Origin of the sequence: Nocardia sp. NBC_00403, assembly GCF_036046055.1 — a bacterium.
Taxonomy (GTDB): domain Bacteria; phylum Actinomycetota; class Actinomycetes; order Mycobacteriales; family Mycobacteriaceae; genus Nocardia.
Map to the genome: position 1 here is coordinate 4,830,340 of NZ_CP107939.1, position 24,868 is coordinate 4,855,207.

The following is a 24,868-nucleotide window of genomic DNA, read 5'->3' on the forward strand; positions in this document are numbered from 1 at the left end:
TTTCCGCCGCTGTGACACCGAGCTGATCGTCTAGCATCCGAGCCCCTGGCTCGTGGCCGTCGTTTTCGGTCGCCACGGCCAGGGGTTTCTTTATCCGGCGGATGTTTGCTCATCGGACGCCAACCCCGCTCGGCGCGTAGTGCGCTCGAGGACGCGCGATTGCGGCTCGGGCCACCTCTCTGCGCCGTATCTTGTTGGCATGAACAGTGTCGCCACCGCCCGCGCGCGTTCGGGCCCGCCGCGCTGGTTCGTTCTGTGGATGGGTTTCCTCACCTGTGTGGTCGCGGTCGTGTGCGCCGCGCTGTGCTGGGAGTTGGCATCCTTCGGGGATCATTTCACCAAAGTGCTACTGTGGGTGGGTCTTTCGGTGGTCAGCGTGGTCGCGCTGTTCTTCGGCCTGATCGGTCTGATTCGGTATCACACCATTCAGCTCAGCCTCGCGGTGCCCTTGTCGATCACTGCGCTCGCCGCGCTGGTCTGGTTCGAGGTCCCGCAGGAAGCGGGCTGGCAGGTGTCGCGAGGCATCCTCGAAGACCAGTCGATCGATTGTGCCAACCCCGGGCCTCGCACCAGGCTCGGTGTCTACGCCATCATCGCCATCACTCCGCGTGACGGCGGCTGTCTGTTCTATGTCCAAGGGACATCGAAAGTTTCGGAAGGCTTCGCCTACTTCCCGCCCGAAAATGCGCCGCCGAGTCTGGGTCCACCGGCCGAACGAGGTGTCGAATATCGGCCCTACGATGGGCGCTGGTACCGGTTCGTCGACTCGTCCTGAGGCCTCAGGTGGAGCTCCGGCACTTCCTCCCTGATCATGATCGACGATACCTGCGTCGAGCGATCCGCCGATTGCGTGACTTACTCGCCGAGCACCTCCTTCAACGTGCTAGCTGTCGCTCCGCTCCATGAGTCGAGCGCAGCGGTACAGCCGGCGATCTCGGCTCCCTGTTTTTGACAGTGCGGCGGCATCAAGGGAGGGGCTGGGCGCCGAGCTGGGTCAGCAGAACGCTGATTACACCCGTTTCTTGGCTTTGGGATTGGAACATGGAGCGGGCGGATTCTTTGACCGGGCCGGAGGGGAGGAGTCGGTCGGCGGCCTGGGACATAGTGAGGCCACCCTGGTGGTGGCGGAACATGAGTTGTAAGAAGAGGATTGCAGCGTCGCGACCGCGGGCGGTGGCGAGGGCGTCGAGTTCGGACATGGTCGCCAGCCCCGGCATGGTGGTGTCCGGCGGGTGATCGGGGGCGGCTACCGAATGGTGGTGCGGCGCGGGTTCTTCGGTGTGCATCCAGGCCATGGGGTGTGGGGACAAGGGGGTCTCGTTCGTGAGGCGGAGCCAGCCGAGCATGGTGCCGATTTCGATGCGTTGCACGTCGGCGAGCTGCTGTGCGAGGCGCAGAACGGTGGGGTCCGCGCTGCGGTCCAGGCGTTGCACCATGATCAGGGCCTGTTGATGGTGCGCGGTCATATCCTGGGCGAAGCCGACCTCGACCGAGGTGAGAATCGGTGTGGCGGTGTGGTGTTCGGGGAGAACGAGTGGGCGCAGTGCTGCCCCGATCACCAGCAGCGCGAAAGCCGACGAGGCGATTGCGGCAACCTTGATACGACCGGTGTGCCAGATCGCTGTGCGCGAGCCGTCCCGGTGAGCATCGGCATCGCTCGCGCCGGCCACGTCCGGGCGGATTGCGTCGGCGTCTGTTCGGATCGAGCTGGACAATTTGCCTACGACCCGACGATCGATTGCTGGTCGGCGGGCGGGCTGTACACATCGTTGTCGAGTTGCAGCACCATGAATCCGTTGTCGGAGCAGGCGACGTAGAGCTGATCGCCGCGCCACTCCGGCGGGGAGAAGCACCAGTCGGTGGAGACGTCGCCGAAGGCGAGCTTGCCGGTGCGCGGGGTGATGGCGTCCCAGGGGTTGAACTGTCCTTCGAGCACCGCGCGGGCCGCAGGCGGCGCGGTCATCAGCGGGACGCCGATGATCGAGGCCAAAGCGTGCGGGGAGTTCCAGAGCGACAGGTTCTGGTCGGTGCGGGCCGGCGGATTGAAGTAGGCGATCTCGTGAATGTCGTGCGGGTTGCGGATATCGAAGACGCGGATACCGGAGGAGATCCAGCCGCAGGCCAGTGCGGTGGGGTCGGTCGGTCGGTCGGCGGCGCAGTAGTGCGATTCGTAGGCGAAGACCGAACCGCCCATGGACGAACCGATATTGGCGTCGATGTGTTGCGGCAGGTTGATCTCCAGCTTGATCTTGCCCGCGACCTTGGGGGCGGTGTCATCGGAGATATCGATGAGTTTCACACCGCCGGAACCACCTTCGTCGACGGTGTAGAGGTAGGGCTTGCCGCTGTAGCTGACCGGAATGCTGTGCTGGGTGGCCCAGCCGTCGGTCCAGAACGTCCGCCCGATGTGCTGCACCTGTGGGTTGGGGTCGCGTCGTTGCACTGCGCTGATATCGAGCACGGTGAAGCCGCCCAGCGCCGACAGGTACATCCGATTGCCGTCGGCGCTGATGCCGAAGCCGTGTGCCTCGATACCGGTCAGGCCCTGCCAGATGACACGCGGGTCGGCCGGATCGGTGAGGTCGACGGCGCTGACGAAGCCGGGGGCGACACCGGAGGCCCAATACGTGTTGCCGTCAGGAGAGAAGCCACCCTCGTGGGTGGTGATCGGCAGTGGCATCAGTAGATTCGTACCTGCGCCAGGATTGAGCAGGCGCGGATGTGCGCAATCGGAGATGTCGTAGACCGATAGGTAGCCGACGCCCTCACCGACGGGAACGCCGGTGCCGACCAGTAACTTGCGAGCGGCATTGACCTTCAGGCTCTCCCAGGTGCCCGCGAGCATGGCGGGTTCGGTCAAGGTCGCCGTCGGCCGCGGGTTCACCGGATCGGACACGTCGAGCACCTGGACGCCGCGGCCCTCGCTGATCAAGTCGCCGGGAAAGAACGAGCCCATGTACGCGCAGTTCTCGTAGCTGGTCGAGGTGATGCCCGCGCCGCGCCCTGCGAAGCCGCCGAGCATGGTCATATTGCACCGGTAGCCTTGGGTGCTGCGCCGACTGTCGCGGTCGGCGGCAGGCACGTCGCCCTGCAGGCCGGTTTCCGGCATCGACCCCGGCCCGCAGTCCGCACGCGGCACCGATGTGCGGCCGACATCGAGGAATTCCTGGACGAAGGTGGCGATATCGGACTGTAGATCGGCCGACGCGCTGCTGGGCACCATCATCGCGGCAATCATCGCGGTGGCGACCAATGCCAGCGTGCGGGCGCGGCGAATCCTCACCAATGGGCGCATCGTTGCATCCCCCAACTTTCTTCGATCTCGAACCATGCCGGCCGCGCTGACTCAGTCAGCAGGCGCGAACTGACTGAATAGTAGTAATACTCAGTAACTTATGGCAGTGGTTTGGAGATAATTCCAGATGCTCGGGTTGTTCGGAAGGCATGATGCTCACCGAGATCGCCGGACCCGGGGCTGGTCGGCGCGGGTGGCCGGGGGATGAACCGGGTCTAGATCTGCGAGGTACTAGCTGCTGAGCAGGGAGGTGTCGAGCGCCTGCGTGTCGACGGCGAGCAACGCGTCGCAGAGCTCTAGAAGGCGCTGTCTGAGTCGAACCGATTGTTTCGCGAGGTTCGACTGTGCTCGGACGTATTCGGCTCGTCCTGTCGGCGTTTCGATGCGCACCGGCTCGTACCCGTAGGCGGAGAGATCGTACGGACTCGCGCGCATATCCAGTTCCCGTGCGGCGCAGGCGAACTCGAAGAAGTCCAGTAACATGTCCGAGGCGATGAGCGGGGCCAGTTTGAAACCCCATTTGTAGAGGTCCATGTTGGCGTGCAAGCAGCCGGGCTGTTCGCGGGATACCTGGTCCGCGCGCGTCAGCGGCTCGATATTTCGCCCGATCGCTTCCGGCGTGAAAAAACGGAAGGCGTCGTAGTGGGTGCAGCGCAGCGACATCGATTCCACGACCTCGTCGGTGCCTGTCCTGCCCAACCGCAGCGGGACCTGCTGGTGGCGGACGTCGTCGGTGCGATAGACCATAGCCCACTCGTGTAACCCGAAACAGGACAGCTGTGCGGGTCGAGATGCGGTGGCGCGCAACAGGTTCGCGACGAACTCGATGGTGTCCCGACGCCGTGCGAGATACGCGGGATCGGCGGTGAACGTGCTACTGCCGGAATCGGATCCGATTCGCGAACCGTCGCCGGCGAGCTCGGTGGTGCTCGGATTCGCCGCGAGATCGCCGGTCGGCACGACGCGATGGTATCCGCGAGCGCCCTCGTATTCGGCCGCGCCTGCGAGTGCCACCCCGTAGCCGGGATGCCAGCGCCGCAACTGCGCGGGCTTGTGCCCGTAGTAGGTGAACAGGAAGTCGATCACCGGATGCGACGACCCCGCCGCCCGCCGTTGGAGATAGGGCCCGACGAGTTCATCCAGCCGTGCCCGATGCGCAGCGGCGTGGGCTCGCCACTGCGCCTCGGGCAGTACGCGCAGACTCATTCGAACGGGACCTGCCTCATTCGATCACTCGGTGCGTGTTGTCACGGACCGTGCCGACGAACTCCTCCACCAGATCCTCGAGTGCGACGATGCCGGTGGTGTTGCCGCGACTGTCCACCACCCGGCCGAGGTGGCTGTTGGTGCGGCGCAGCCGCGCAAGCGCCTCGTACAACGTGGTGCCCATGCTCACCGTCGGCAGCGGCCGAATATCGGTGCGCGGGATAGGGGTGTTCGGTCCGGCCGTCTCATCGGCGACCTTGTCGAGCACATCCTTCACGTGCAGATAACCGACCAGCGATCCATCGACGGCGCGGACCGGATAACGGGAGAAACCGGTCTCCGCGACGGCGGACTCGATGTCGCCGAGCGTGGTTCCGTTGCCGCGCAATGGGACCGACCTGGTTGTTTCCAGTGGCACCACGACATCGGCGACCACGCGATCGGACGTGCCGAGCGCCTGGGTCAGTCGCCGGTGCTCCTCCTCGTCGAGAAGTCCCTCCGACCGGGATTCCCCGATCATCTCGGCCAGCTCGACGCTGGAGACGGTGGCATTGAGCTCGTCTTTCGGCTCGATCCGCAGCAGCCGCAACGACAGGTTCGCGGCCATGTTGTAGATCGCGATGAGCGGGCGGGCCAGCCGCAGCCACGCCAGGTGGATCGGAACCAGCAGCAGCGCGCTGCGTTCCGGACCCGCCAGCGCGATGTTCTTCGGGATCATCTCGCCGAACAGGATGTGCAGGATCACCACGATCGTCAGCGCGACGGCGAAGGCAACCGGATGCAGCAGCTGATCCGGCAGGCCGACCAGCTCGAACGGGCCCTCCAGCAGATGCGCCACCGCGGGCTCGCCGACTCGGCCGAGCAGGATCGAGCAGATGGTGATGCCGAGCTGTGCCGCGGCGAGCATCATCGACAGGTTCTCACCCGCCCGGATCACCGTGGTCGCATTGCGCTTGCCCTGTGCCGCAAGCGCTTCCAGACGGTCCCGGCGGGCCGAGATCAGCGCGAATTCGGCGGCGACGAAGAAGGCATTGCCCGCGAGCAGCACCACCGTGAGCAGCACTCCGAACAGATCACCCACGACTGTGCTCCTGGTCTGCGTGGTGCACACGGGAATGCAGCACCTCGGAGGAGACGGGAATCAACCGCACGCGGTCGATGCGCCGCCCGTCCATCCGTTCGATCCTGGCGATCCAGCCGCCTTCGTCCGAGTCATTCGACGGTCGGTTGTGCGAACCCGGATTCGGTAGCACCACCTCGTCACCGGTCACCGGAATGCGGCCGAGCCGGGTGAGCACGAGGCCGCCGAGCGTCTCGTATTCACCTTCGGGTGCGTCGTATCCGGTCGCGCGCGACACCTCGTCGATACGCAGCAGACCAGAGCAGTCCCACCCGTCGGAGACCCGGCGGACGTCGCGCTCCTCTTCGTCGTGCTCGTCGCGCACATCACCGAGGATCTCCTCGATGATGTCCTCCATGGTGACGATGCCTGCGGTGCCGCCGTATTCGTCGACGACCAGCGCCACCTGCATGCCGTCGCGGCGTACTCGTTCGAGCACCTCGTCACCGTCGAGACTGGCGGGCACGATCGGCACCGGCCGCGCGAGCAACTGCAGCGGAATGGTGCTCCGGACGCTCGCCGTATGGGTGAACGCCTGCTTCACGTGCACAACTCCGAGAGTGTTGTCGAGATCCCCGTCGATCACCGGGAAGCGGGAGTACCCGGTGCGGCTGGCGGCCGCGATGAGATCGGCGATGGTGTCGGACTTGTCCAGCGATTCGATCTTGACACGCGGAGTCATCAACTCCTCGGCGCTGCGCTCGCCGAACTGCAGCGAGCGGTCGATCACCACTGCGGTGCGCTGATCGAGCGCGCCGCGCAGCGCAGACGTTCGCACCAACGAGCCGAGCTCCTGCGGTGAACGCGCTGAGCGCAATTCCTCCGCGGGTTCCACCCCGAGGCGGCGAACCACCCAGTTCGCGGTGCCGTTGAGGAAGTGGATCATCCACTTGAACACCACCGAGAACGCGATCATCGGACCCGCGGTGAGTCGCGCGGTGCCGAGCGGCATCGCGATCGCGATGTTTTTGGGCACCAGCTCGCCGTAGATCATCGACAGCGAGGTGGCCAGCACCAGCGCCAGCGTCAGCGAGATGCCGTGCGCGGCACCCGCGCTCACGCCGAGCGCGATGAACGGCGGGGACAGCAGCCTGGCCAGCACCGGTTCGGCAATGTAGCCGGTAATCAGTGTGGTGATGGTGATCCCGAGCTGGGCGCCGGAGAGCTGGAACGACAGCGTGCGATGCGCCTGACGGACCATCCGCGAGCGTGCGTCACCGGTGCGCGCATGCGCCTCGACGGTGCTGCGTTCGAGTGCGGTCAGGGAGAATTCGGCGGCGACGAACAGCGCGGTGCCTGCGGTGAGTGCAATGAAACCGACCAGGCTGAGCGCGGTGAGCACGACAGACATCATCAGCACCGCCCGCGGGACGCGGCACGGTCGACCGCGGGGAATCGAACTGAATCAGAGTGGACTGCTGCGGGAAGGAGAGCGCCGGGTTTGTCACCCGGCTCGGTAGAGGAGCCCTCCTGTGCGGCGCCCTCGGACGCGGGTGACAACTTGTTCCTTTCGCGAATGGGAGCTGTAATGCCGGAGACCGGCAACCCTCATGCTACCGGCTGTGTCTTTTGGCCGCGCCTGCGGCGCGGCGTGTTCGCGGCCCCCGAGGCTCGCGTCCGAGCGGCCGAGACTCGTGCCTGCGGCACATGCGCTTCGGCCGCTCGGACGCGAGCCGGCCGCGAACGGTCGCTCGTAAGACTCGCTCCGTGGTGGGTGGGTGGGTGGGTGGTGTCAGGTGCCATGACGAGGCGAGCCTGCTGGAGAGGGCTGCCCGGCTCTTGCTGGTCGCTGTGGGGTGGTATTCCATCGGCGAAACCGGCGGCCGACCGCACTTGGAGGATGATTTTGTTGTGCGGTTCGGTTTGGGCTGCGTGTGCGGGGGTAGGTGCGCGCGCAGCGTCATTGATGGTTTGTGCCTGGTCTTGGCCGCTGCTGGGTGCGGGTGTTCTTCGGTGAAACGGGCGGCCGACCGCACTTGGAGGATGATTTTGTTGTGCGGTTCGGTTTGGGCTGCGCGTGCGGGGGTAGGTGCACGCGCAGCACCGCTGATGGAGTGCGCCCGGTTTACCAGCCGCTGGGCAGGGGGCGGCCCTCGGCGAAACCTGCGGCGGACTGGACGCCGAGGACGGCCTTGTCGTGCAGTTCGGCGAGGCTGCGCGCGCCCGCGTAAGTGCAGGCGCTACGAACGCCGGAGCAGATGTGGTCGATGAGGTCCTCGACGCCGGGGCGCTCCGGATCCAGACGCATCCGTGAGCTGGAGATGCCCTCCTCGAACAGTGCCTTGCGGGCCCGGTCGAAACCGCTGTCGGAGGCGGTGCGGGCGGCGACGGCGCGCTTGGAGGCCATGCCGAAGCTCTCCTTGTAGGCGTTGCCGTCGCGGTCGACGCGCAGGTCGCCAGGCGACTCGTAGGTGCCTGCGAACCAGGAGCCGATCATCACGTTGGACGCGCCGGCGGCAAGTGCGAGTGCGACGTCGCGCGGGTGCCGGACGCCACCGTCCGCCCAGATGTGCACACCGAGTTCCTTTGCCGCGGTGGCGCATTCGGCGACCGCTGAGAACTGCGGGCGGCCGACGCCGGTCATCATGCGAGTGGTGCACATGGCGCCGGGGCCGACGCCGACCTTGATGATGTCCGCGCCTGCCGCGGCGAGGTCGCGAGTGCCCGCCGCCGAGACGACGTTGCCTGCGACCAACGGAACGCCGAGGCCGAGGTCGCGGATGGCGCTGAGGGTTTCGAGCATCTTGGCCTGGTGGCCGTGCGCGGTGTCGATGACGAGCAGGTCGGCGCCGGAGTCGGCGAGCGCCTTGGCCCGGGCGGCCACGTCACCGTTGATGCCGACGGCGGCGGCGACGCGCAGCTGATTGTTGGCGTCGACATTCGGCTGGTAGATGCCATCACGGACCGAACCGGTGCGAGTCATTACACCCGCCAGGGAGCCGTCCTCGCCGACCAACACGGCCAACTGGGCATGCTTGGCTTCGAGCAGATCGAAGATGTCGCGCGGTGAGGTGCTGGCCGGGGCCTGCACGAAATCGGTCATCGCGACGTCGCGCAGCCGGGCGAACCGGTCGACGTCGGTGCATGACGCCTCGGTGACGACGCCGATCGGCTTGCCGCCGTCCACCACAACGACGGCACCGTGGGCGCGCTTGTGCATCAGAGCGACGGCCTCGGACACCGAACGCTCGGGGTCGAGGGTCACCGGGGTGTCGGCGGTGAGCGATCGGCTCTTGACGAAGCCGATGGTGTCGGCGGCCGCGCTGATGGGCAGATCCTGCGGCAGCACCACGATGCCGCCGCGACGGGCGACCGTCTCGGCCATCCGGCGCCCCGCGACCGCGGTCATATTCGCCACGACGATGGGGATGGTGGTGCCGGACCCGTCGGCAGTCGACAGATCGACGTCGAACCGCGACGCGACATCCGTCCGATTCGGGACGAGGAAGATGTCGTCGTAGGTCAGGTCATACGGCGGCTGATGGCCAGGGAGAAACTGCACTTAACCGATGATATCCGGCTCTGTGGGGCCGCGTGCAATTCCCCAGCATTGGACGCGTGGCATAAGAGAGACGCCCATCACACACGGTGGCGGTTGCCGGGGCGGGGTGAGCAGCGCGACCAATGCCGGCTGCTGGCATCGACAGGCGCGCCCAGATGACCGCGGATCCGCGGCAGCGGAGGAAGATCGGCGGTGCGGTGTTCGGCTACGTGGTGCCGAGTCCGTTCTCGGTCCGCGGCCGGGTTGTCCGTCGGACTTCAAGCTTCCGCTTGGGCACGTGAGAGCTGGATTGTGGTCGCGCACATGACAATCACCGTGCAGCCGATCACTACGAGGCCGATGGTGCCGGTGCGCAGCCGCTCGTCGAGGACGGTGATGCCGACGTAGGCGGCAGCCAAGGGCTCGGTGATGCAGATGGCGGGCAGCGAGGCGACGAGGGGGCCGGCTTGGAACGCGCGCTGCTGGAGGTAGAAACCGATCAAACTGGAGGCGACGAGCGCCCAGGTCTGCCAACTGCCGAGTATCTGACCGAGGCCGTGCTCGAACGAGGTCGTGACGTATTCGGTGAGCGCGGCGGCCAGACCGAACAGCGCGCCGCCCGCCGTGCCGAGCAGCATCGCGCGCAGGGCCGGGGCCGCGGTGGCGGCACCGATCGCGATCGCGGCGGCGATCAGGCCGAGCAGGATCGCCAGCGGCACGATCCACTCGTGCAGGGGTGCGTTGGCATTTCCCTCCGACGGATCACCGACGATCAGGAAGCACGCCAATGCCGCGACGAGTGCGATGGCGGTCGCCCAGGTGCGTACGGTGACGGTGCGTCTATTGAGACGCGCGGACAGCGGCAGCGCGAAGACGAGCATGCTCACAAGGATCGGCTGGACGAGAAGCACCGCGCCCAGCGCGAGCGCAACGACCTGCATTGCGAAGCCGCCCGCGTCCCCGAGGATCCCAGCCCACCACCGTGGATTGCGCAGCAGTGCGCGGATCAACGAGTCGCCCTCGGGCACCGCCGCGGCCGCATGCTGCTGGGCGACCGCGGCGACTGCGAACAGCAGCGCCGCGAGCAATGCGCACACGATGGCGCCCAGCGGATGGTGGGGCATAGGTTAGTTTGCCATGCGGTTGCTGTTGCCCGCCACTCCCTGCGGCCGACCGGCGCGTCGACGTGTATTCCCGGGCGTGTCACCCGCGGTGGTCCGGCTCGGCGCGGCGTTCGACGAACCGGTCGCGCGCCCGGTCGAACTCGTTGCGTGACCGGTCGTCGCCGAACCGGCGGCGCGATTCGACGACGACGCCGGGCCCGCGGCTGGTGACGTCTTCGTCGCGCCCGCTGCGCGGCCTACCGCCGCCGAAGTGCCTGTCGAACGGCCGGAAGTCTTCGCTGCGCCCGCGCCGCGCGCACCCGAACGTGCGCCGCGCCCGCTCGACCCGCGACCGCCTGCCGCGGCACTGCCGGACTTGCGGCTCGTGGACCCGGATCGACCGCCAGCCGTCGCGGACTTCGGCTCTGCGTCGTTGGCCACCGCGGCAACGACGGGTATGCCCGACGGCTGCCCGGCACCGGTGATCGCGATCAGTCGCCGATCTCCCGGCCGCACCTCCACCGCGTCGATGTCCACACCCGCCTTGCGGGTCATCTTGTCGACGTCGTCGCGCTCGTCCTCGGTGACCAGCGTGACGACGACGCCGTCCTCGCCCGCGCGGGCCGTGCGCCCGGCACGATGCAGGTAGGCCTTGGACTCGGCAGGCGGGTCCACGTGCACGACAAGGGAAATCCCGTCCACATGGATACCGCGCGCGGCGACGTCGGTGGTCACCAGAACCGGGGTCGAGCCGTCGGAGAACGCGGCGAGGGTCCGGGTCCGGTTGTTCTGCGCCTTGCCGCCGTGCAGCGCGCCCGCGGCGATGCCCGCGGCGCGCAACTGCTTGGCCAGCCGGTCGGCGCCGTGCTTTGTCCGCACGAACATGATGGTCAGCCCGTCGCGGGCGGCGATCTCGGCGATGACGGTGCGCTTGTCGATCTTGCGCAGATGCAGCAGATGGTGCGACATGGTCGCGACCGAGGCCGACGGCGGCGCGGTCGAATGCGTGACCGGGGAGTCCAGGTAGCGCTTGACGAGCTTGTCGACCTCGCCGTCCAGTGTGGCCGAGAACAGCAGTCGCTGACCATCTTTCGGTGTCCGGTCCAGCAACTTGGTGACCTGGGGCAGGAAGCCCATATCGGCCATGTGGTCGGCCTCGTCCAACGCGGTGATGCGGACTTCAGAGAGGTCGGCCGAGCGCTGATTCACCAGGTCTTCCAGCCTGCCAGGTGTGGCAATCAGCAGGTCGACGCCGCGAGCAAGCCGGTCGGCCTGACGCTTGATCGGCGCACCTCCGACCACTGCGGCAACCCGCAAACCGAGCGAAAGCGCCGGGTTATCCAGTGCGCGTTCGATCTGTGCGGCCAGTTCCCTGGTCGGCACCAGCACGAGTCCGCGTGGTTTGCCGGGCTTGGCCGACGCACCGGCGAGCCGGGCGAGCATGGGCAGCCCGAAGGCGAGCGTCTTACCGGAACCCGTCGGCCCGCGCCCGAGCACATCCCTGCCCGCCATTGCGTCGGGCACCGTCGCGGCCTGGATCGGGAACGGAGCCTCGATGCCGTCGTTGCGCAGTGCCTGCACCAGCGGGACCGGCAGGCCCAGATCGGCGAAGGTCACGGCGGGCGCCGCGGTGGCAGGGGGCGAGGAGGTCAAAGGTGTGTGTGCCTTTCGTGTCTCGGCGCGGCGGGAAACCGGGCACTCGTGGTGCGTGCCGAGAAAGTTGGCCCGGCCTTCGGGAAGAGTGCTGGGGCCGGGTGGTCAGCGAGGACCGAGTGATTCAGTTGCGGAGCAGCCGATCCAGTTCGACCAACCAGGGTACCGCGACGGCCATGGTCGGAACGACAAGAATGGCCGCCGAGCCGAGATAGGCGGCCGAGGCGACCCGGATATCGCCGATACGTCCGCCGAGTCGTTGGATGCGGATGAGCGTGGTCGGCCCGCCCGCGGCCAGCGCGCCCTGCGGGGCGGTGGACTTCGAACAGGCGACCAGCGCCCGCGCGAGCGGTGTCGGGCCGGTCACCTTTACGGCGGAGTCGTCGGCGAGCAGTTCGATCAGCAGCTTCACCGAGCCGAGCGCGGCCCTGCTGCGCACCACCACTGGGAAGGCTTCATGGACCGCGGTGAATGCCTCGAGTACCAGGTCGTGGCGGGCGCGCAGGTGCGAGCGTTCGTGGCTGACGATGGCGGTGACTTCGGCATCGGCCAGATTGGTGAGCGTGCCCTCGCTGAGCACGACCCGTTGGCGCAAGCCGGGGAGACAGTAGGCGATCGGCTCGGTCGTGGCGAGCACCCGGATGTCGGCTGCCCGGCGATGCGGTCCGCTCTGGTCGAGCAGGTCGACCAGCATGCGGTGATGAGCGCGCCGTCTGCGCGTGTGCACGCCAACTCGGATCACTGCGTAGATCAGCCGGGCGCCGATCATCAGGGTGAGCGCGAAGACGAAGACATAAGCCAGCCACAGCGGCAGGCCGAGTGCGTCGATTTCCCTGGCCGGCGAGGTCGTCGGTCGGCCATCGGGTCCCGGGACGAGCAGTTCGGCGGCGATGGCCAGACCGGAGCCGAATGCGCTGAGCACGGCGGCCAGCGCGATGGCCTGCCACAGCACGAGTGCGGCCCGAGGCGTCCGGTATGTCCAGGTCGCCCGGCTCAGTAGTGCTGGGGCAGGCCCCGCGAGAAGCAAAGCGAGTCCGGCGAAGACCGGCGCGGTTGCGTTCATCGACTCAGCTCACTGCGTTGTGGGGCCAGGGCGCTCACGGCATTGTGAGGCCGGGTCCAAGATTACTGCGACGGCGGCGCAGTGCCCTCGGATGCTTCGAGCTTAGCGAGTGCTTCGCGCAAAGCGTCAGCCTCATCCCTGCCGACCTGTTCGACGAAATGGACGAGTGCCGCTGCCCGGCTGCCCGCTTCGTCGGCCTGTTGCAATGCGTCGAACATCAAACTGGCGACCAGTTCGTCGCGAGTGTGCACCGGCGCATAGCGATGTGCGCGGTCGTCGCGCCGCTGGACGACGAGGTTCTTCTTCGCCAACCGCTGCAACACCGTCATCACGGTGGTGTAGGCGAGCTCACGTCGCGCAGCCAATGCCTCGTGCACTTGCCGGACCGTTTGCGGTTCGTCACTCGACCACAACTGGTCCATGACCGCTTTCTCGAGTTCACCAAGTCCTGCCATCCCACAAGTTTACGGACTCAACGACACAATTGCGTACTACACGTCGTCGTAACTGCCTGATAGCTGTGTGGCATTTGTCATAGTTGACGGCCCCGACCCGTAGGCCGCGCGCACGTGCCTGGTGCCGATGGGCACGATCATCGGCCGACCGGACACCGGGTCTTCCAGCACCGAGGCGTCGAGATCGAACACCTCACGCAACAGTTCGGCATCGATGATGTCACCCGGTGTGCCCTGTGCGACGATCCGGCCCGCGCGCATGACGATCAGTTCGTCGCTGTAGCGGATGGCCAGATTCAGGTCGTGCAGCACCATCACCACGGTCCGTCCGAGGTCGTCGTGCAACCGGTCGACGAGGTCGAGCACCTCGACCGAGTGCGCGAGATCGAGGTAGGTGGTCGGCTCGTCCAGCAGCAGGATGTCGGTGCCCTGGGCCAGCGCCATCGAGATCCAGGCCCGCTGGCGCTGCCCGCCGGAGAGTTCGTCGAGCGGGCGGTCGGCGAGATCGGCGATGCCGGTCTGTTCCAGCGCGGTCATCACTTCGGCCTCGTCGGTGACCGACCACTGCCGGATCCAGGATTGGTGCGGGTGGCGGCCGCGGGCAACCAGATCGGCGACCGTCAGCCCTTCCGGTGCGATGGGAGACTGGGGAAGCATGCCGACCACGCGGGCGACATCCTTGGTCTTCATCGACGAGATTGCCTTGCCGTCCAACAGGACTCGGCCCTGCTGCGGTCGCAGCAGGCGGCCGAGCGAGCGCAGCAGCGTCGACTTGCCGCAGCCGTTCGGGCCGATGACGGTGGTGATCACGCCGGGGGCGACGTCGATGCAGAGTTCGTCGACGATGACGCGATCGCCGTAGCCAAGGGTGATGTTCTCGGCGGAAAGCCGGTGTGCGTCGACGCTTTCGGCGGATGCGGTAGTCATGACAGGGTCGCCTTCCGATTCATACGCACGAGCAGGTAGAGCAGGAACGGACCGCCGAACGCCGCGGTCACCACACCGACCGGCAAGTCCACCGGAAACAGTGTTCGCGACGCCACATCCGCCCCGACCACCGCGATGGCGCCGACGAGCGCCGCGCCGATGAGCGGTTCGCCGGGTGTTCGCAGCAATCTGCGTGCGATCTGGGGTCCGGCCAGGCCCACGAAACCGACCGGGCCGACGACCGCGGTGGCGACCGCGGCGGCCACGACCGCCGCACCGATCAGCATCGCCTGCTGCGTTTGGATACGGACGCCGAGCACCCTGGTGGTCTCGGTGCCGAGGCGCAGCGCGGCGAGCGTGCGGGCCGAGCCGAGCGCAACCGCAACGACGACGGTCAGTGCGAGCGCCGCCGGGATCAACCGGGACATGTCGGTGCTGTTGAGCGACCCGTTGAGCCAGAGCTGGGCGCGTGCCGCGTCCTGCAGGCTGGCGCGAGTGAGCAGGAAACTGATACCGGACAAGAGGAATGCGTTCACACCGATGCCGACCAGTACCAACCGCAGACCGGTGACGCCGTGGTCGCCGGTCGGGCTGCGCCCCCACGCGAGCAGGTAGATCGCCACCGCGGTGAGCAGGCCGCCCGCAAGTGCGGCAAGTGGCGCGCCGGCCGATACGGCGAACCCCGTTGTGGCGCCGCCGGTTCCGACGATGACCGCCACCGCGCCGAGGCTCGCTCCCGCGGTGATGCCGAGGACATCCGGTGCGGCGAGCGGGTTGTGCAGGATCGACTGGGTGAGGGCGCCTGCGAGGCCGAGCGCGGCGCCGACCACGACCGTGGTGAGCGCGCGGGGGAGGCGCGACTCCAGCACGATGAAACGTTGAGAGCGCGTGCCGCCACCGGTCAGCACATCGAGGACCCGGCCGACGGGAATGTGCGCATCGCCGATCGTCATGTCGAGGCAGAACATGGCGAAAAGCACTGCGGCGAGCATCAACACGACCAGCAGCATCGTCGGCCGGAGCACCAGCGACAGCGGGCCGATGCGCAGGGCGGGGCGAACGCGGCCGGGCCCCGCGGACTTGCCGATATCTGCGGACGGTGGGCTCGTCGTGGCGAGCGTGTTCGAGGAAAGCATCACAGGTTCACCAGCTTTCGGCGTCGCACGAGCAGAATGAAGCACGGTGCGCCGATCGCGGCGAGGGTGACACCGACCTCGAGCTCGCCGGGCCTTGCCACGACGCGTCCGACGATATCGGCAATCAGCAGCAGCAACGCGCCGAACAAGCCGGAGTACGGGATCAACCAGCGGTAGTCGGGTCCGGTGAACACTCGGGCCAGATGGGGCACTACCAATCCGAGAAAGGCAATGGGCCCGACGGCGGCGGTCGCGGCTCCGCACAGCAGGACGATCGCGGCCAGCCCCAGCGCCCGGCTGCGCCCGATATCGACACCGAGCCCGCGGGCGACCTCGTCGCCGAGGCTGAGCAGGTTCAATCCCGGCGATGCCGCCACCGCCAGCACGAGACCGACCGCCAGGAACGGCAACACCTGCCAGAACACTTCCGCGTCGCGCCCGCTCACGCTGCCGACTACCCAGAACCGATACGTGTCCAGCGCCGTGGTGTCCAGCAATACAACGGTATTCGTCATTGCCTGCAGGAATGCGGTCACCGCCGCGCCGGCCAGCACCAGGCTCAGCGGGCTCGCCTTCCCGCCGCCGATGGACGACACCGTGAACACCACCAGCCCGGCGATCAGCGCCCCGGCGAAGGCGAACCAGATGTACTGCTCGGGCGCGGTGAAGGCGAAGAGGTAGACGCTCAGGGCCGCAAGAAATGCGGCGCCCGCATTGAGGCCGAGCATCCCGGCGTCGGCGAGCGGGTTGCGGGTGTAGCCCTGGATCAGCGCACCGGCGATGCCGAGTGCCAGTCCACAGGCAAGCGCGAGCGCGGTGCGGGGCAATCGAAGCCCGCGCACGATCTCTTCGGCCGTCGATCCGGCCTGGCAGTGGAAGGGGCCGACCGGGCAGGTGAGTGCGTCGTGCATCGCGGCATAGACAGTGCCGGGCGAGAGCGTGCGGGTCCCGATCGCGATGCCGGCCACCGCGGCGGCCAGCAGCACAGCCGTCAGCAGGAGCAGTCCGAGCCACCGACGCCGCGAGGTTTTCGCCTGCGGTCCGGTGCTGCGTGTCCGCGCCTGTTGCGCAGTTTTCGATCGTGCCGCCTTCGGCGCGGCGGTGCCTGATGCCGTCACGGCGACGAACTACTCCTGACTCTGTATCTCGCGCGGGTTGCGAAGTCTGGTAAGCCTAACCTATCTTCCGCTATAGACCCATGATGGAGCCGACCCCGAGGAGGTTCGATGCCCGAGCCAGTGATGACCTACACGGCCCGCCGCTCCCACGTGGAATTCGGACGCGTGTGTAACCGGCTTCGCGCACTGCAACCGGAACATCCGCGCGTCTACGCGGTGGCCGCAATGTCCGAGCAGAGCAAACGTCGATGGTGGCGGCTCTCGGATGGATTGCGGGAGGGGCGGATCGAGCTGATGTACCGCCGCCACGCGGCAGAGATGATCAGCGCGGACACTGCCGCCGAGGTAGTGGCGACCGCCCTGATCCATGCGGTGATCGGCCGGGTGGTCGCGCTGCTTGTCTTCGAGGGGCGGGCCTGGGATCCGGGGCTGGAGAACCTCTGGATCCACACCGACAACGATGGTGGCATCGATTGGGCAGGCCTGGTGGACACCACCATTCGCGTGCTCGACGGTGACCGGCTGGTTGGACAGCCCGGTGTGGTGACGCTGCCGTGCGAGCGCGCGATGTACGTCTGGCTGGCGCACCGGTGCGAGCCGTCGCTGACGATGATCCAGTACAGCCTCGCGCGCTGTTCGGCCCTGAGCGCCCGCCGCTTCTGGTCGTTGGTCGGCGAATCCGTCATCGGCGCAGCGACTTACGTGCCGGACCTGGCGCGCAGGGATGCGCTGGTCGGCGCACAGCGTGGTCAGGGGCTGCTCATGGCATTCGAGGAGCGCGGCCTGCCGGTGCGTCGAACGGCGGGTTGCCTGGTCAGGTAGCCCGAAATGGCAGCACTGTGCAGCGCATCGGGCGTCAGCTCGAGCTCCATCCCGACCAGCGGTGGACATCGACGGCGATCACCGGTCCCGGCGGTGGCTGTTTCGTGTAGTCGGGATAGCGTGCGGTCAACTGGCGCTTCGCCATTCGCTCCTCGTCGGAGCCGACGATACGGGCGTTGCCGTCGGCGCGCGCCCACCACAACTGGGTCCAGTCGTCGTCATAGCGGTCGGCGAGCACGCTGACTGCCGGATTGGCCGCGATGTTCGCCAACCGTCGCAACTTCGTGGACGTTTTGGGCTTCGCGTCGACACTGGTGTAGACGACATCGTCGACCAGGATGAACACAATCGGAACGATGTGTGGCAGGCCGGACCTCGACGCGGTCGCCAGTCGTGCGACGGGGCTGGTCGCGAACCGTCTGCGTGCTTCGTCGGGACTCAGTCGCACGCCGGCCTCCTCGAATTGGCGCGGTGTCCACAGTAAGTATGCAGGCGAGCGGGAGTTGTTCATGCTGCCACACCTGTCCGTGTCGGCCCATTGACTAATGATAAGCAGGTGCATATCGTATGCACATGTATATCAATTCAGTCTCTGGATAAGTAAGGAGGACGGGGCATGCGGGTTCGCGCCGTGCAGGGTGCGTCCCCGATCTATCGCCCCTGACCATCAATGGGAAATACACGACCTCTGTGGAGAGACCTCCTCGACGACCGCAGGCTGCCGTGGCAAACCTGGCGTCGGCACCGCGCGCCCGGTTCGTCGCTGGCCGACCTGGTGCTCAACAGCAGATGGAAATCCGGAGCCGCGGCCCGAGCCGGTGGCCCGTTCATGATCAGCATGACCCAATACACGACCACGCAGGTGACCGACGTTCCGGCCATCTGGCGTGCCTCGGAGCGGTTGGGTGATCAGCTGGCGATGATCGACGGCGCGGTCGGCGTGCTGACCTATTTCCGACCCGCACACCGTCAGGTCGGGTCGCTGTCGATCTGGGCGGATGACAGGGGATTGGCGAAGTTCATGGGCCTGCCTTACCACGTCGAGATCATGCGGAAGTATCGGCCGCGCGGTCTGCCGATCCGGTCGGCCAAGTGGTGGACCGAGGAATTTCGCATCGGTGTGGCGCTGATGGAGGGATTGCAGCTGCTCGACGATCACGATGAGCGCCGTGTGGTGCGCCCCAAGGTATGACCCGGTCGCCCGCGGCGAGTCGGCCCTGCGGGGACCTGCAATTCGGTCGGCGCGGACCGTCGGCCGCCGACGCGTCCGCGGGCTCACGCTCATAAAGAGAAGGGAGGTTACCCACTCCTTCCACTCTCAACTTATAACGCACCGGGGGGCTTGCGGCAAGACCCGGGTCGTGCCGCAGAATTGCCGGCCGAGGCCAAAACCCGCGGAAATGGGAGTCGTGAAATTGCGTGTGGTGTTGTCGACCTATGGGTCGCGCGGGGACGTCGAACCGCTGGTGGGACTCGCGGTGCAGTTGCGGGCACACGGCGCAGAGGTGCGGGTGTGCGCGCCGCCGGACGAGGACTTCGCGCAGCGGCTGGCCGGTGTCGGCGTGCCGATGGTGCCGGTCGGCCGGTCGGCGCGCGCGCTGACGACTGCGGCGCCGTCGTCGTCGTCCCTGCCCCAGCGCGCGGCCGAGCTGATCGCCGGCCAGTTCGAGGCGGTCGCCGCGGCGGCCGCGGGATGCGACGCTCTGGTGGCGACCGGCATGTTGCCTGCCGCGGCCGGCGCGCTCTCGGTGGCCGAGAAGCTGGGCATCCGCTCCGTGTCCGTGACTTTCCAGCAGCTCACACTGCCGTCGCCGCACCACCCGCCGCTGGCGTATGCGGGCCGGCCGTTCCCGCCGGAGGTGACCGACAACCGGGTGCTGTGGGACCTGGACGCCCAAAGCGGCAACGCCCTGTTCGGTGCGGCGCTCAACACCAACCGGGCGTCGATCGGCCTGCCCCCGGTGGACAACGTTCGCGACTACGTCATCGGTGACCAGCCGTGGCTGGCGACGGACCCGACCCTGGACCCGTGGCAGGAGACGCCGGACCTCGACGTAGTGCAGACCGGCGCGTGGATCCTGCCCGACGTTCGCCCACTCCCGGACGAACTGGTGGCGTTCCTGGACGCCGGCGCACCACCGGTGTACGCAGGCTTCGGCAGCATGCCCATGCGCGCCTCGAAGGACATCGCCGAGGTGACCATCGAGGCGATCCGCGCGCAGGGCCGTCGCGCACTCGTCGCCCGCGGTTGGGCGGACATGGGCCTGATCGACGATCGGGACGATTGTTTCGTTGTCGGCGAGGTCAACCACCAGGCACTGTTCGGCCGGGTGGCCGCCGTCGTGCACCACGGCGGCGCGGGCACCACGACGACGGCCACCCGGGCCGGCGCGCCTCAGGTGGTGGTACCACAGGCGGCGGACCAGCCGTACTGGGCCGGCCGGGTGGCCGACCTGGGCATCGGCGCGCAACACGACGGTCCGACTCCGACCACCGAGTCCCTGTCGGCCGCGCTCGCGACGGCTTTGACCTCCGAGACCCGCGCACGAGCGACCACGGTGGCCGGCGCGATTCGCACCGACGGGGCGACGGTGGGCGCGACTCTGCTGCTCGACGCGGTCAGCCGAGAAAGACCGCCGGTATCCGCATGAACCACGTGGGGTCGTCGAGCCGGAAAAGTAAGGGGCACATGTCAACTCGAGGGTACGAAGCAGAATTGCAGTCCGAGCGGAGCTACGTGGCCGGGCTCTACACGCGGCTCGACGCCGAGCGCGCGCGAGCGAAGGGTAAGTACAGCGCGGCGTTGCGGGGAAACGGCGGGACACCGATGGAACGGGAAGTCGAGGTGCGCGCGCTGGCCAAGGAGGTGAAGCGGCTGGATGTGGCCGACAACGGGCTGTGTTTCGGTCGGTTGGACACTCTTTCGGGCGAACATTCCTACATCGGCCGGATCGGCCTTTTCGATGAGGAGAACGAGTTCGAACCGGTGCTCCTCGATTGGCGGGCGCCGGCGGCGCGGGCGTTCTATGTCGCCACCGCCGCAACCCCGGAGAACATGCGTCGGCGCCGCCAGTTCCACACACGCGCGCGTCGTGTGGTCGATTTCACCGACGATGTGCTCGGCCGCCCCAGTGGTGGCGAGGGAGGGGACGCAGCCCTGCTCGCGGCGGTCAACGCGCCGCGCGGTGACGGGATGGGCGACATCGTGGCGACGATCCAGGCCGAGCAGGACGAGATCATCCGGCTCGATCACCCCGGGGTGCTGGTGATCGAGGGTGGTCCGGGCACCGGGAAGACCGTGGTGGCACTGCACCGCGTTGCGTACCTGCTTTACACCCAACGGGAGCGGATGGAACGCCAGGGTGTGCTCGTGGTCGGGCCCAACCCGGCGTTCCTGAACCACATCGCCCGCGTACTGCCGTCGCTGGGCGAGACCAACGTGGTGTTCACGACCACCGGCGACCTCGTGCCCGGGCTGCGCGTCACCTCCGAGGACACCCCGCAAGCCGCGCGGCTCAAGGGCTCGCTGCAGATCCTGGATGTGCTCGCGGCGGCGGTCGCCGATCGCCAGCGACTGCCCGAGGATCCGGTGACGATCGAACTGACGGACGTCACGGTGCGGATCGACGCCGAGACCGCGGAGTGGGCCAGGACCGAGGCGCGCGCGAGTGGGCTGCCGCACAACGAATCCCGCGCGGTGTTCCGCGAGATCGTCACGTGGGCGCTCACCGAACGGGCGATAGCCCGGATCGGCCGAGGCTGGCTGACCCGGGCGGACCGCGAAGCATGGGAGCAGTTGCGGGAGGACCTGGTCGAGGAGCTCGCGGACCACGACACCTTCACCGCCGCGCTCGACGAATTCTGGCCGATTCTGACGCCGGAAACACTTCTGGCACAGCTGTACACGTCTCCCGAGCGGCTGCGCGCGGCAGGCGCCGACCCGGCGCTGTTGCGCGCCGACGGCGACGCCTGGACGGTGTCGGACGTGCCGCTGCTCGACGAACTGGTCGACCTGCTCGGCCGTGACAAGCCCGCCGACCAGAGCGCCGAGCGGGAACGGAAAGCCGAGGCCGAGTATGCAGCCGGCGTGCTGGACATCATGATCAGCCGCGAGGACCTGATGGACGACGAGGACCATCTGCTCGCCCAGGACCTGCTGTACGCCGAGGACCTGGCGGATCGCTTCCTCGAGCGCGACACCCGGGAACTCGCCGAACGCGCTGCCGCGGACCGGGACTGGACCTACCGGCACGTCGTGATAGACGAGGCCCAAGAACTGTCCGAAATGGACTGGCGGGTGCTGATGCGGCGTTGCCCGGGCCGATCCTTCACGGTGGTGGGCGATCTCGCCCAACGCCGGTCGGTGGCCGGAGCGACCTCGTGGGACACGATGCTGGAGCCGTACGTGCCCGGCCGCTGGGCCTACCGGTCGCTGTCGGTGAACTACCGCACCCCGGCGGAGATCATGACCGTCGCCGCCGCGCTGCTCGCCGAGTTCGCGCCCGGGGTCAAGCCACCGGAGTCGGTCCGCGCGTGCGGCCTCCAGCCATGGTCCAGGCGGGTCGCCGAGGACGAATTGCCCACTGCCATCGAGGAATTCGTACGGGAGGAAGCCGGTCGCGAAGGCACCAGCGTCGTGATCGGGCCACCGGGTGTGCCGGGCGCGGTGGCGGCGTCGGAGACGAAGGGCTTGGAGTTCGACGCCGTCCTGGTCGTGGAACCAGAACGGATCCTCGCCGACGGCCCACGCGGCGCGGCCGAGCTCTATGTCGCCCTCACCCGTGCCACCCAACGCCTCGGCGTGCTGCACCAGGGCCCATTGCCGCAGGCCCTGACCGGACTCGCCGAAACCGGGACACCCGTCCCGGCCGGGAATCAACAGTCGGTGTAGCGAGGTGGGCGGGACAGCCCGCCCACCTCACGGTCGGACCGATGCCCTCAGTCCGCGCGCAGCGTGTCCAGCAGTTGCGCCGCCGCGGCGGTACGGAGTAGGGCAGGGGTACAGCTGAAATGAGTGCGGCCAGACGGCTGGACTTTCCCGGGTTCCTGGATCGTCACGCCTGTTTCGACGCGAGCTCGATCACGGTGATATCGGAGGGGGCGCCCACACGGACCGGAGGTCCCCACGCGCCCGCGCCACGGGTGACGTAGAGCTGGGTGTCGCCGTAGCGTTCCAGACCGGCGACGGTTGGATTGGCCAGGCCGGCAAGGAAATTGCCCGGCCACATCTGGCCGCCGTGGGTGTGGCCGGACAGCTGCAGATCGACGCCGAACTCGACCGCGTCGTGAATCTGCACCGGCTGATGTGCCAGCAGCACCGCGGTACGCGCGAGATCACGGTTTCCGAGCGCCGCGACGAAATCCGGCCCCTGCCCGATGCGTGCACCCTGAATATCGTTGACGCCTGCGAGGTCGAAATGTGGCAGTTCGGCGCGGCTGTTCGCCAGCAGGTGCAGTCCGAGTTCCTGCACGTGCTCGGTCCATTGTTCGGCGCCGGAGAAGTATTCGTGGTTGCCGGTGACGAAATAGGCGCCATGTCTCGCGTGTAGCCGCGACAGCGGTTCGACCGCTGACCGCAGGTGTTCGACGCTACCGTCGACCAGATCGCCGACCACGGCAATAAGATCCGGCTGTGTGCCGTTGATCGTCTGGACCACCCGCTCGGCGAACCCGCGGCCCAGAATCGGACCGAGATGAATATCGCTGACCACGGCGATCCGGAATCCGTGCGCGGCGCGCGGCAGATTGGCCAGCGGCACCGTCAACTGCTTTACCCGCGGACCGGTCAGCACGCCGTAGCTGCCATAGCCGACGGTGGTCACCGCCGCCAGCGCCGCCGCACCGCTCGCCGCACGAGAAACGAAGAGCCGCCGCGAAACCGGCGCGGGATCTTCCTGCTGCTTCCGGCGATCTCGCGTCGCGGCGTCGGATACCCCGGTTGCGGGAACCACTACGTGCTGGGGTGCCGGGACCATCGTCGCGGAGCTGTTCGCGCGGGTGATCCACCGTCGGAACAGCGGCCGGACCAGCTCGCTCACCAGCAGCCACAGCACGAGATAGACCAACAGCGCCCCCCACATATAGCCGGGCCAGGCGATGATCTGGATGATCAGGAACGGAATCCCGGCCGATTCGGCCACGAACGCACCGACCAACAGCGCCGGCCCCGCGATGATCACCCCGGTACCCGCTCGGCGGGCGATCGACCAGCGCACCGTCGTATCTCGCACGAGCCGCCGCCACAGATACCAGTGCAGCCCGCCGAACATCCCCACAACAACGAGTCCTGCGACAACCAACATCACGACAACGAACACGACGCCCACGGCCTCACTCTATGTCGAGGCGAAGTTCGACGAGCCGAACCAAGTGGCTTCCCGTGGCGCTGCCACGGCGGCGTCGCAGCCCGCTATCGCCACTCGTCCCGGCGGATCACGTTGTTCTGCAACATATCCAGCGTGGCGAGGCAAATGCGGTCGCGGAGGTGCCCGACCAAGGCAGTCCATTGACGTGTGTACCCGGCACCACGCTGTAGCTCTTTGCGCAGCGAGGCGGGTGTACGCGCCCCTCGGGCTCACTGGGTTTCGGTTTCCACGAAGATCGAACCATCGGCTGATGTTGCCTCGAGGATCGGCGAAATGCGTTGCCGGGATTCCATTCGAGGGCTGTCCCGCGCAAGCGTGCTGGGGGAGAAGCTCTCGGTGCGAAGAGAGGGCGGCGGGTTTCAGGTGGTTGCCATCTGAAACCCGCCGCCGGCAGAGGATCGGGGCCGCCGCAGCCCTCGGGGCTCGCTCGATCCGAACGCCGAAGTTAGTATAGGTCAGGCTTACCTAACTTGGCAACTGGTGTGGCGCATGGCGGGTTGGAGGCGACGGAAACCCCGGATCATCTCGTCGACAACTGGCACGCGGCCGGGCGGTAAACCCTCGTGGGAACGTGCGCCCCGCACGCCCCGGCAGGGTCGCCGCATTTGTGTGGTGTAAAGGTGAACGTATGACGCAGCAAAATGCGACCGCGATCGAATCGCTGGCCGATGTCACGCCCGAGCAAATGACCGAGCTCAGCAAGGGCTCCTTCACCGATCTGATCGGCCTCGAGTTCACCGAGGTGACCCCGGACGTCGTGCGCGGTCAACTGACGGCGGGTCCACAGCTGCTCCAGCTGGCCGGGATCATCAATGGTGGCGTGTACTGCACCATCGTCGAAACGCTTGCGAGCGTCGGCGCCGGTGTCTGGTTCGCCGCGCAGGGTAATGAGGGGACCGTCGTCGGTGTCAACAACAGCACCGACTTCCTGCGCGCGGTCCGTGCGGGCAAAGTCTACGGCGAATCGACGCCGCTGCACCGCGGTCGACTGCAGCAGCTCTGGCAGGTGGTGCTCACCGACGACGCCGGTCGCACGGTGGCACGTGGGCAGGTCCGCCTGCAGAACCTGCCCGCGCGGGACTGACGGGTCGCTCGTCGGGCATGGTCGGATCGACCGTGCCAGA

Annotated in this window: 21 protein-coding genes; 6 read left to right on the plus strand and 15 right to left on the minus strand. The window is 67.5% G+C overall.

Annotated features, from left to right (window positions below; translation table 11 throughout):
• Nucleotides 1-199 precede the first annotated feature (199 nt).
• Nucleotides 200-775 carry a hypothetical protein gene (locus tag OHQ90_RS21430; RefSeq protein WP_328400137.1) on the plus strand — a complete coding sequence of 192 codons (576 nt, stop codon included), beginning with the start codon at nucleotides 200-202 and terminating at the stop codon, nucleotides 773-775.
• A gap of 190 nt (nucleotides 776-965) precedes the next feature.
• Here the strand turns inward: OHQ90_RS21430 and OHQ90_RS21435 are convergent, their stop codons facing one another.
• The 13 genes from OHQ90_RS21435 to OHQ90_RS21495 form a co-directional block, all read right to left on the minus strand.
• Entirely contained in the window at nucleotides 966-1,619 is a 654-nt protein-coding gene (locus OHQ90_RS21435) for a DUF305 domain-containing protein (protein ID WP_328412994.1), read from the minus strand.
• A 101-nt stretch (nucleotides 1,620-1,720) separates the two neighbouring features.
• On the minus strand, nucleotides 1,721-3,295 hold the full coding sequence (locus OHQ90_RS21440; protein WP_328400139.1) for an LVIVD repeat-containing protein: 1,575 nt from the start codon (nucleotides 3,293-3,295) through the stop codon (nucleotides 1,721-1,723).
• Nucleotides 3,296-3,526: 231 nt separating this feature from the next.
• The gene (locus OHQ90_RS21445; protein ID WP_328400141.1) at nucleotides 3,527-4,501 is read right to left on the minus strand and encodes a 3-methyladenine DNA glycosylase; all 975 of its coding nucleotides are present in this window, start codon (nucleotides 4,499-4,501) and stop codon (nucleotides 3,527-3,529) included.
• 16 nt (nucleotides 4,502-4,517) lie between these two features.
• The gene (locus tag OHQ90_RS21450) at nucleotides 4,518-5,582 is read right to left on the minus strand and encodes a hemolysin family protein (protein WP_328400143.1); all 1,065 of its coding nucleotides are present in this window, start codon (nucleotides 5,580-5,582) and stop codon (nucleotides 4,518-4,520) included.
• Nucleotides 5,575-6,972 (minus strand): hemolysin family protein, encoded by a 1,398-nt coding sequence (locus OHQ90_RS21455; RefSeq protein ID WP_328412996.1) that lies wholly within the window; start codon nucleotides 6,970-6,972, stop codon nucleotides 5,575-5,577. The genes OHQ90_RS21450 and OHQ90_RS21455 overlap by 8 nt, the downstream gene beginning before the upstream one ends.
• A gap of 714 nt (nucleotides 6,973-7,686) precedes the next feature.
• Entirely contained in the window at nucleotides 7,687-9,123 is a 1,437-nt protein-coding gene (locus OHQ90_RS21460) for a GuaB1 family IMP dehydrogenase-related protein (RefSeq protein WP_328400145.1), read from the minus strand.
• 257 nt (nucleotides 9,124-9,380) lie between these two features.
• The gene (locus tag OHQ90_RS21465) at nucleotides 9,381-10,226 is read right to left on the minus strand and encodes a DMT family transporter (protein ID WP_328400147.1); all 846 of its coding nucleotides are present in this window, start codon (nucleotides 10,224-10,226) and stop codon (nucleotides 9,381-9,383) included.
• 3 nt (nucleotides 10,227-10,229) lie between these two features.
• A complete protein-coding gene (locus tag OHQ90_RS21470) occupies nucleotides 10,230-11,858 on the minus strand; it encodes a DEAD/DEAH box helicase (RefSeq protein ID WP_328400149.1) in 1,629 nt (542 codons plus the stop codon).
• A gap of 124 nt (nucleotides 11,859-11,982) precedes the next feature.
• Entirely contained in the window at nucleotides 11,983-12,921 is a 939-nt protein-coding gene (locus tag OHQ90_RS21475; RefSeq protein WP_328400151.1) for a M56 family metallopeptidase, read from the minus strand.
• A 62-nt stretch (nucleotides 12,922-12,983) separates the two neighbouring features.
• On the minus strand, nucleotides 12,984-13,376 hold the full coding sequence (locus OHQ90_RS21480) for a BlaI/MecI/CopY family transcriptional regulator (protein WP_328400153.1): 393 nt from the start codon (nucleotides 13,374-13,376) through the stop codon (nucleotides 12,984-12,986).
• A gap of 36 nt (nucleotides 13,377-13,412) precedes the next feature.
• Nucleotides 13,413-14,303: an ABC transporter ATP-binding protein gene (locus tag OHQ90_RS21485; protein WP_328400158.1), complete on the minus strand. Its 891-nt coding sequence runs from the start codon at nucleotides 14,301-14,303 to the stop codon at nucleotides 13,413-13,415.
• A complete protein-coding gene (locus tag OHQ90_RS21490) occupies nucleotides 14,300-15,313 on the minus strand; it encodes a FecCD family ABC transporter permease (RefSeq protein WP_328412997.1) in 1,014 nt (337 codons plus the stop codon). The genes OHQ90_RS21485 and OHQ90_RS21490 overlap by 4 nt, the downstream gene beginning before the upstream one ends.
• A gap of 125 nt (nucleotides 15,314-15,438) precedes the next feature.
• Complete coding sequence (locus tag OHQ90_RS21495; protein ID WP_328412999.1) at nucleotides 15,439-16,443, minus strand: FecCD family ABC transporter permease; 1,005 nt, start codon at nucleotides 16,441-16,443, stop codon at nucleotides 15,439-15,441.
• A gap of 222 nt (nucleotides 16,444-16,665) precedes the next feature.
• Between OHQ90_RS21495 and OHQ90_RS21500 the strand changes: the two genes are divergently transcribed.
• The gene (locus OHQ90_RS21500) at nucleotides 16,666-17,379 is read left to right on the plus strand and encodes a hypothetical protein (RefSeq protein WP_328400160.1); all 714 of its coding nucleotides are present in this window, start codon (nucleotides 16,666-16,668) and stop codon (nucleotides 17,377-17,379) included.
• 34 nt (nucleotides 17,380-17,413) lie between these two features.
• Here OHQ90_RS21500 and OHQ90_RS21505 read toward each other — a convergent pair whose 3' ends face one another.
• The gene (locus tag OHQ90_RS21505) at nucleotides 17,414-17,821 is read right to left on the minus strand and encodes a TIGR03668 family PPOX class F420-dependent oxidoreductase (protein WP_328413001.1); all 408 of its coding nucleotides are present in this window, start codon (nucleotides 17,819-17,821) and stop codon (nucleotides 17,414-17,416) included.
• 228 nt (nucleotides 17,822-18,049) lie between these two features.
• On the opposite strand from OHQ90_RS21505, the gene OHQ90_RS21510 reads away from it, so the two are divergent.
• The 3 genes from OHQ90_RS21510 to helR all read left to right on the plus strand — a co-directional run bounded on the left by OHQ90_RS21510 (nucleotide 18,050) and on the right by helR (nucleotide 22,270).
• Nucleotides 18,050-18,571, plus strand: a complete 522-nt coding sequence (locus OHQ90_RS21510) for a hypothetical protein (protein WP_328400162.1) — start codon at nucleotides 18,050-18,052, stop codon at nucleotides 18,569-18,571.
• Between the two features lie 223 nt (nucleotides 18,572-18,794).
• Nucleotides 18,795-20,030: a glycosyltransferase gene (locus OHQ90_RS21515; RefSeq protein WP_328413003.1), complete on the plus strand. Its 1,236-nt coding sequence runs from the start codon at nucleotides 18,795-18,797 to the stop codon at nucleotides 20,028-20,030.
• A 38-nt stretch (nucleotides 20,031-20,068) separates the two neighbouring features.
• On the plus strand, nucleotides 20,069-22,270 hold the full coding sequence (gene helR, locus OHQ90_RS21520; RefSeq protein ID WP_328400164.1) for an RNA polymerase recycling motor ATPase HelR: 2,202 nt from the start codon (nucleotides 20,069-20,071) through the stop codon (nucleotides 22,268-22,270).
• A gap of 163 nt (nucleotides 22,271-22,433) precedes the next feature.
• Here the strand turns inward: helR and OHQ90_RS21525 are convergent, their stop codons facing one another.
• Nucleotides 22,434-23,705 carry a metallophosphoesterase gene (locus tag OHQ90_RS21525; RefSeq protein WP_328400166.1) on the minus strand — a complete coding sequence of 424 codons (1,272 nt, stop codon included), beginning with the start codon at nucleotides 23,703-23,705 and terminating at the stop codon, nucleotides 22,434-22,436.
• A gap of 724 nt (nucleotides 23,706-24,429) precedes the next feature.
• Here OHQ90_RS21525 and OHQ90_RS21530 point away from each other — a divergent pair.
• Nucleotides 24,430-24,828, plus strand: a complete 399-nt coding sequence (locus OHQ90_RS21530; protein ID WP_328413005.1) for a PaaI family thioesterase — start codon at nucleotides 24,430-24,432, stop codon at nucleotides 24,826-24,828.
• Nucleotides 24,829-24,868: the final 40 nt, after the last annotated feature.

Bases quoted from the DNA above. Each gene is read 5' to 3' on its own strand.
- OHQ90_RS21480 (WP_328400153.1), bottom strand. From the start codon at position 13,376: ATGGCAGGACTTGGTGAACTCGAGAAAGCGGTCATGGACCAGTTGTGG.
- OHQ90_RS21500 (WP_328400160.1), top strand. From the start codon at position 16,666: ATGCCCGAGCCAGTGATGACCTACACGGCCCGCCGCTCCCACGTGGAA.
- OHQ90_RS21485 (WP_328400158.1), bottom strand. From the start codon at position 14,303: ATGACTACCGCATCCGCCGAAAGCGTCGACGCACACCGGCTTTCCGCC.
- OHQ90_RS21440 (WP_328400139.1), bottom strand. From the start codon at position 3,295: ATGCGCCCATTGGTGAGGATTCGCCGCGCCCGCACGCTGGCATTGGTC.
- OHQ90_RS21530 (WP_328413005.1), top strand. From the start codon at position 24,430: ATGACCGAGCTCAGCAAGGGCTCCTTCACCGATCTGATCGGCCTCGAG.
- OHQ90_RS21465 (WP_328400147.1), bottom strand. From the start codon at position 10,226: ATGCCCCACCATCCGCTGGGCGCCATCGTGTGCGCATTGCTCGCGGCG.
- OHQ90_RS21455 (WP_328412996.1), bottom strand. From the start codon at position 6,972: ATGTCTGTCGTGCTCACCGCGCTCAGCCTGGTCGGTTTCATTGCACTC.
- OHQ90_RS21430 (WP_328400137.1), top strand. From the start codon at position 200: ATGAACAGTGTCGCCACCGCCCGCGCGCGTTCGGGCCCGCCGCGCTGG.
- helR (WP_328400164.1), top strand. From the start codon at position 20,069: ATGTCAACTCGAGGGTACGAAGCAGAATTGCAGTCCGAGCGGAGCTAC.
- OHQ90_RS21490 (WP_328412997.1), bottom strand. From the start codon at position 15,313: ATGCTGCTGGTCGTGTTGATGCTCGCCGCAGTGCTTTTCGCCATGTTC.
- OHQ90_RS21475 (WP_328400151.1), bottom strand. From the start codon at position 12,921: ATGAACGCAACCGCGCCGGTCTTCGCCGGACTCGCTTTGCTTCTCGCG.
- OHQ90_RS21510 (WP_328400162.1), top strand. From the start codon at position 18,050: ATGGGAAATACACGACCTCTGTGGAGAGACCTCCTCGACGACCGCAGG.
- OHQ90_RS21445 (WP_328400141.1), bottom strand. From the start codon at position 4,501: ATGAGTCTGCGCGTACTGCCCGAGGCGCAGTGGCGAGCCCACGCCGCT.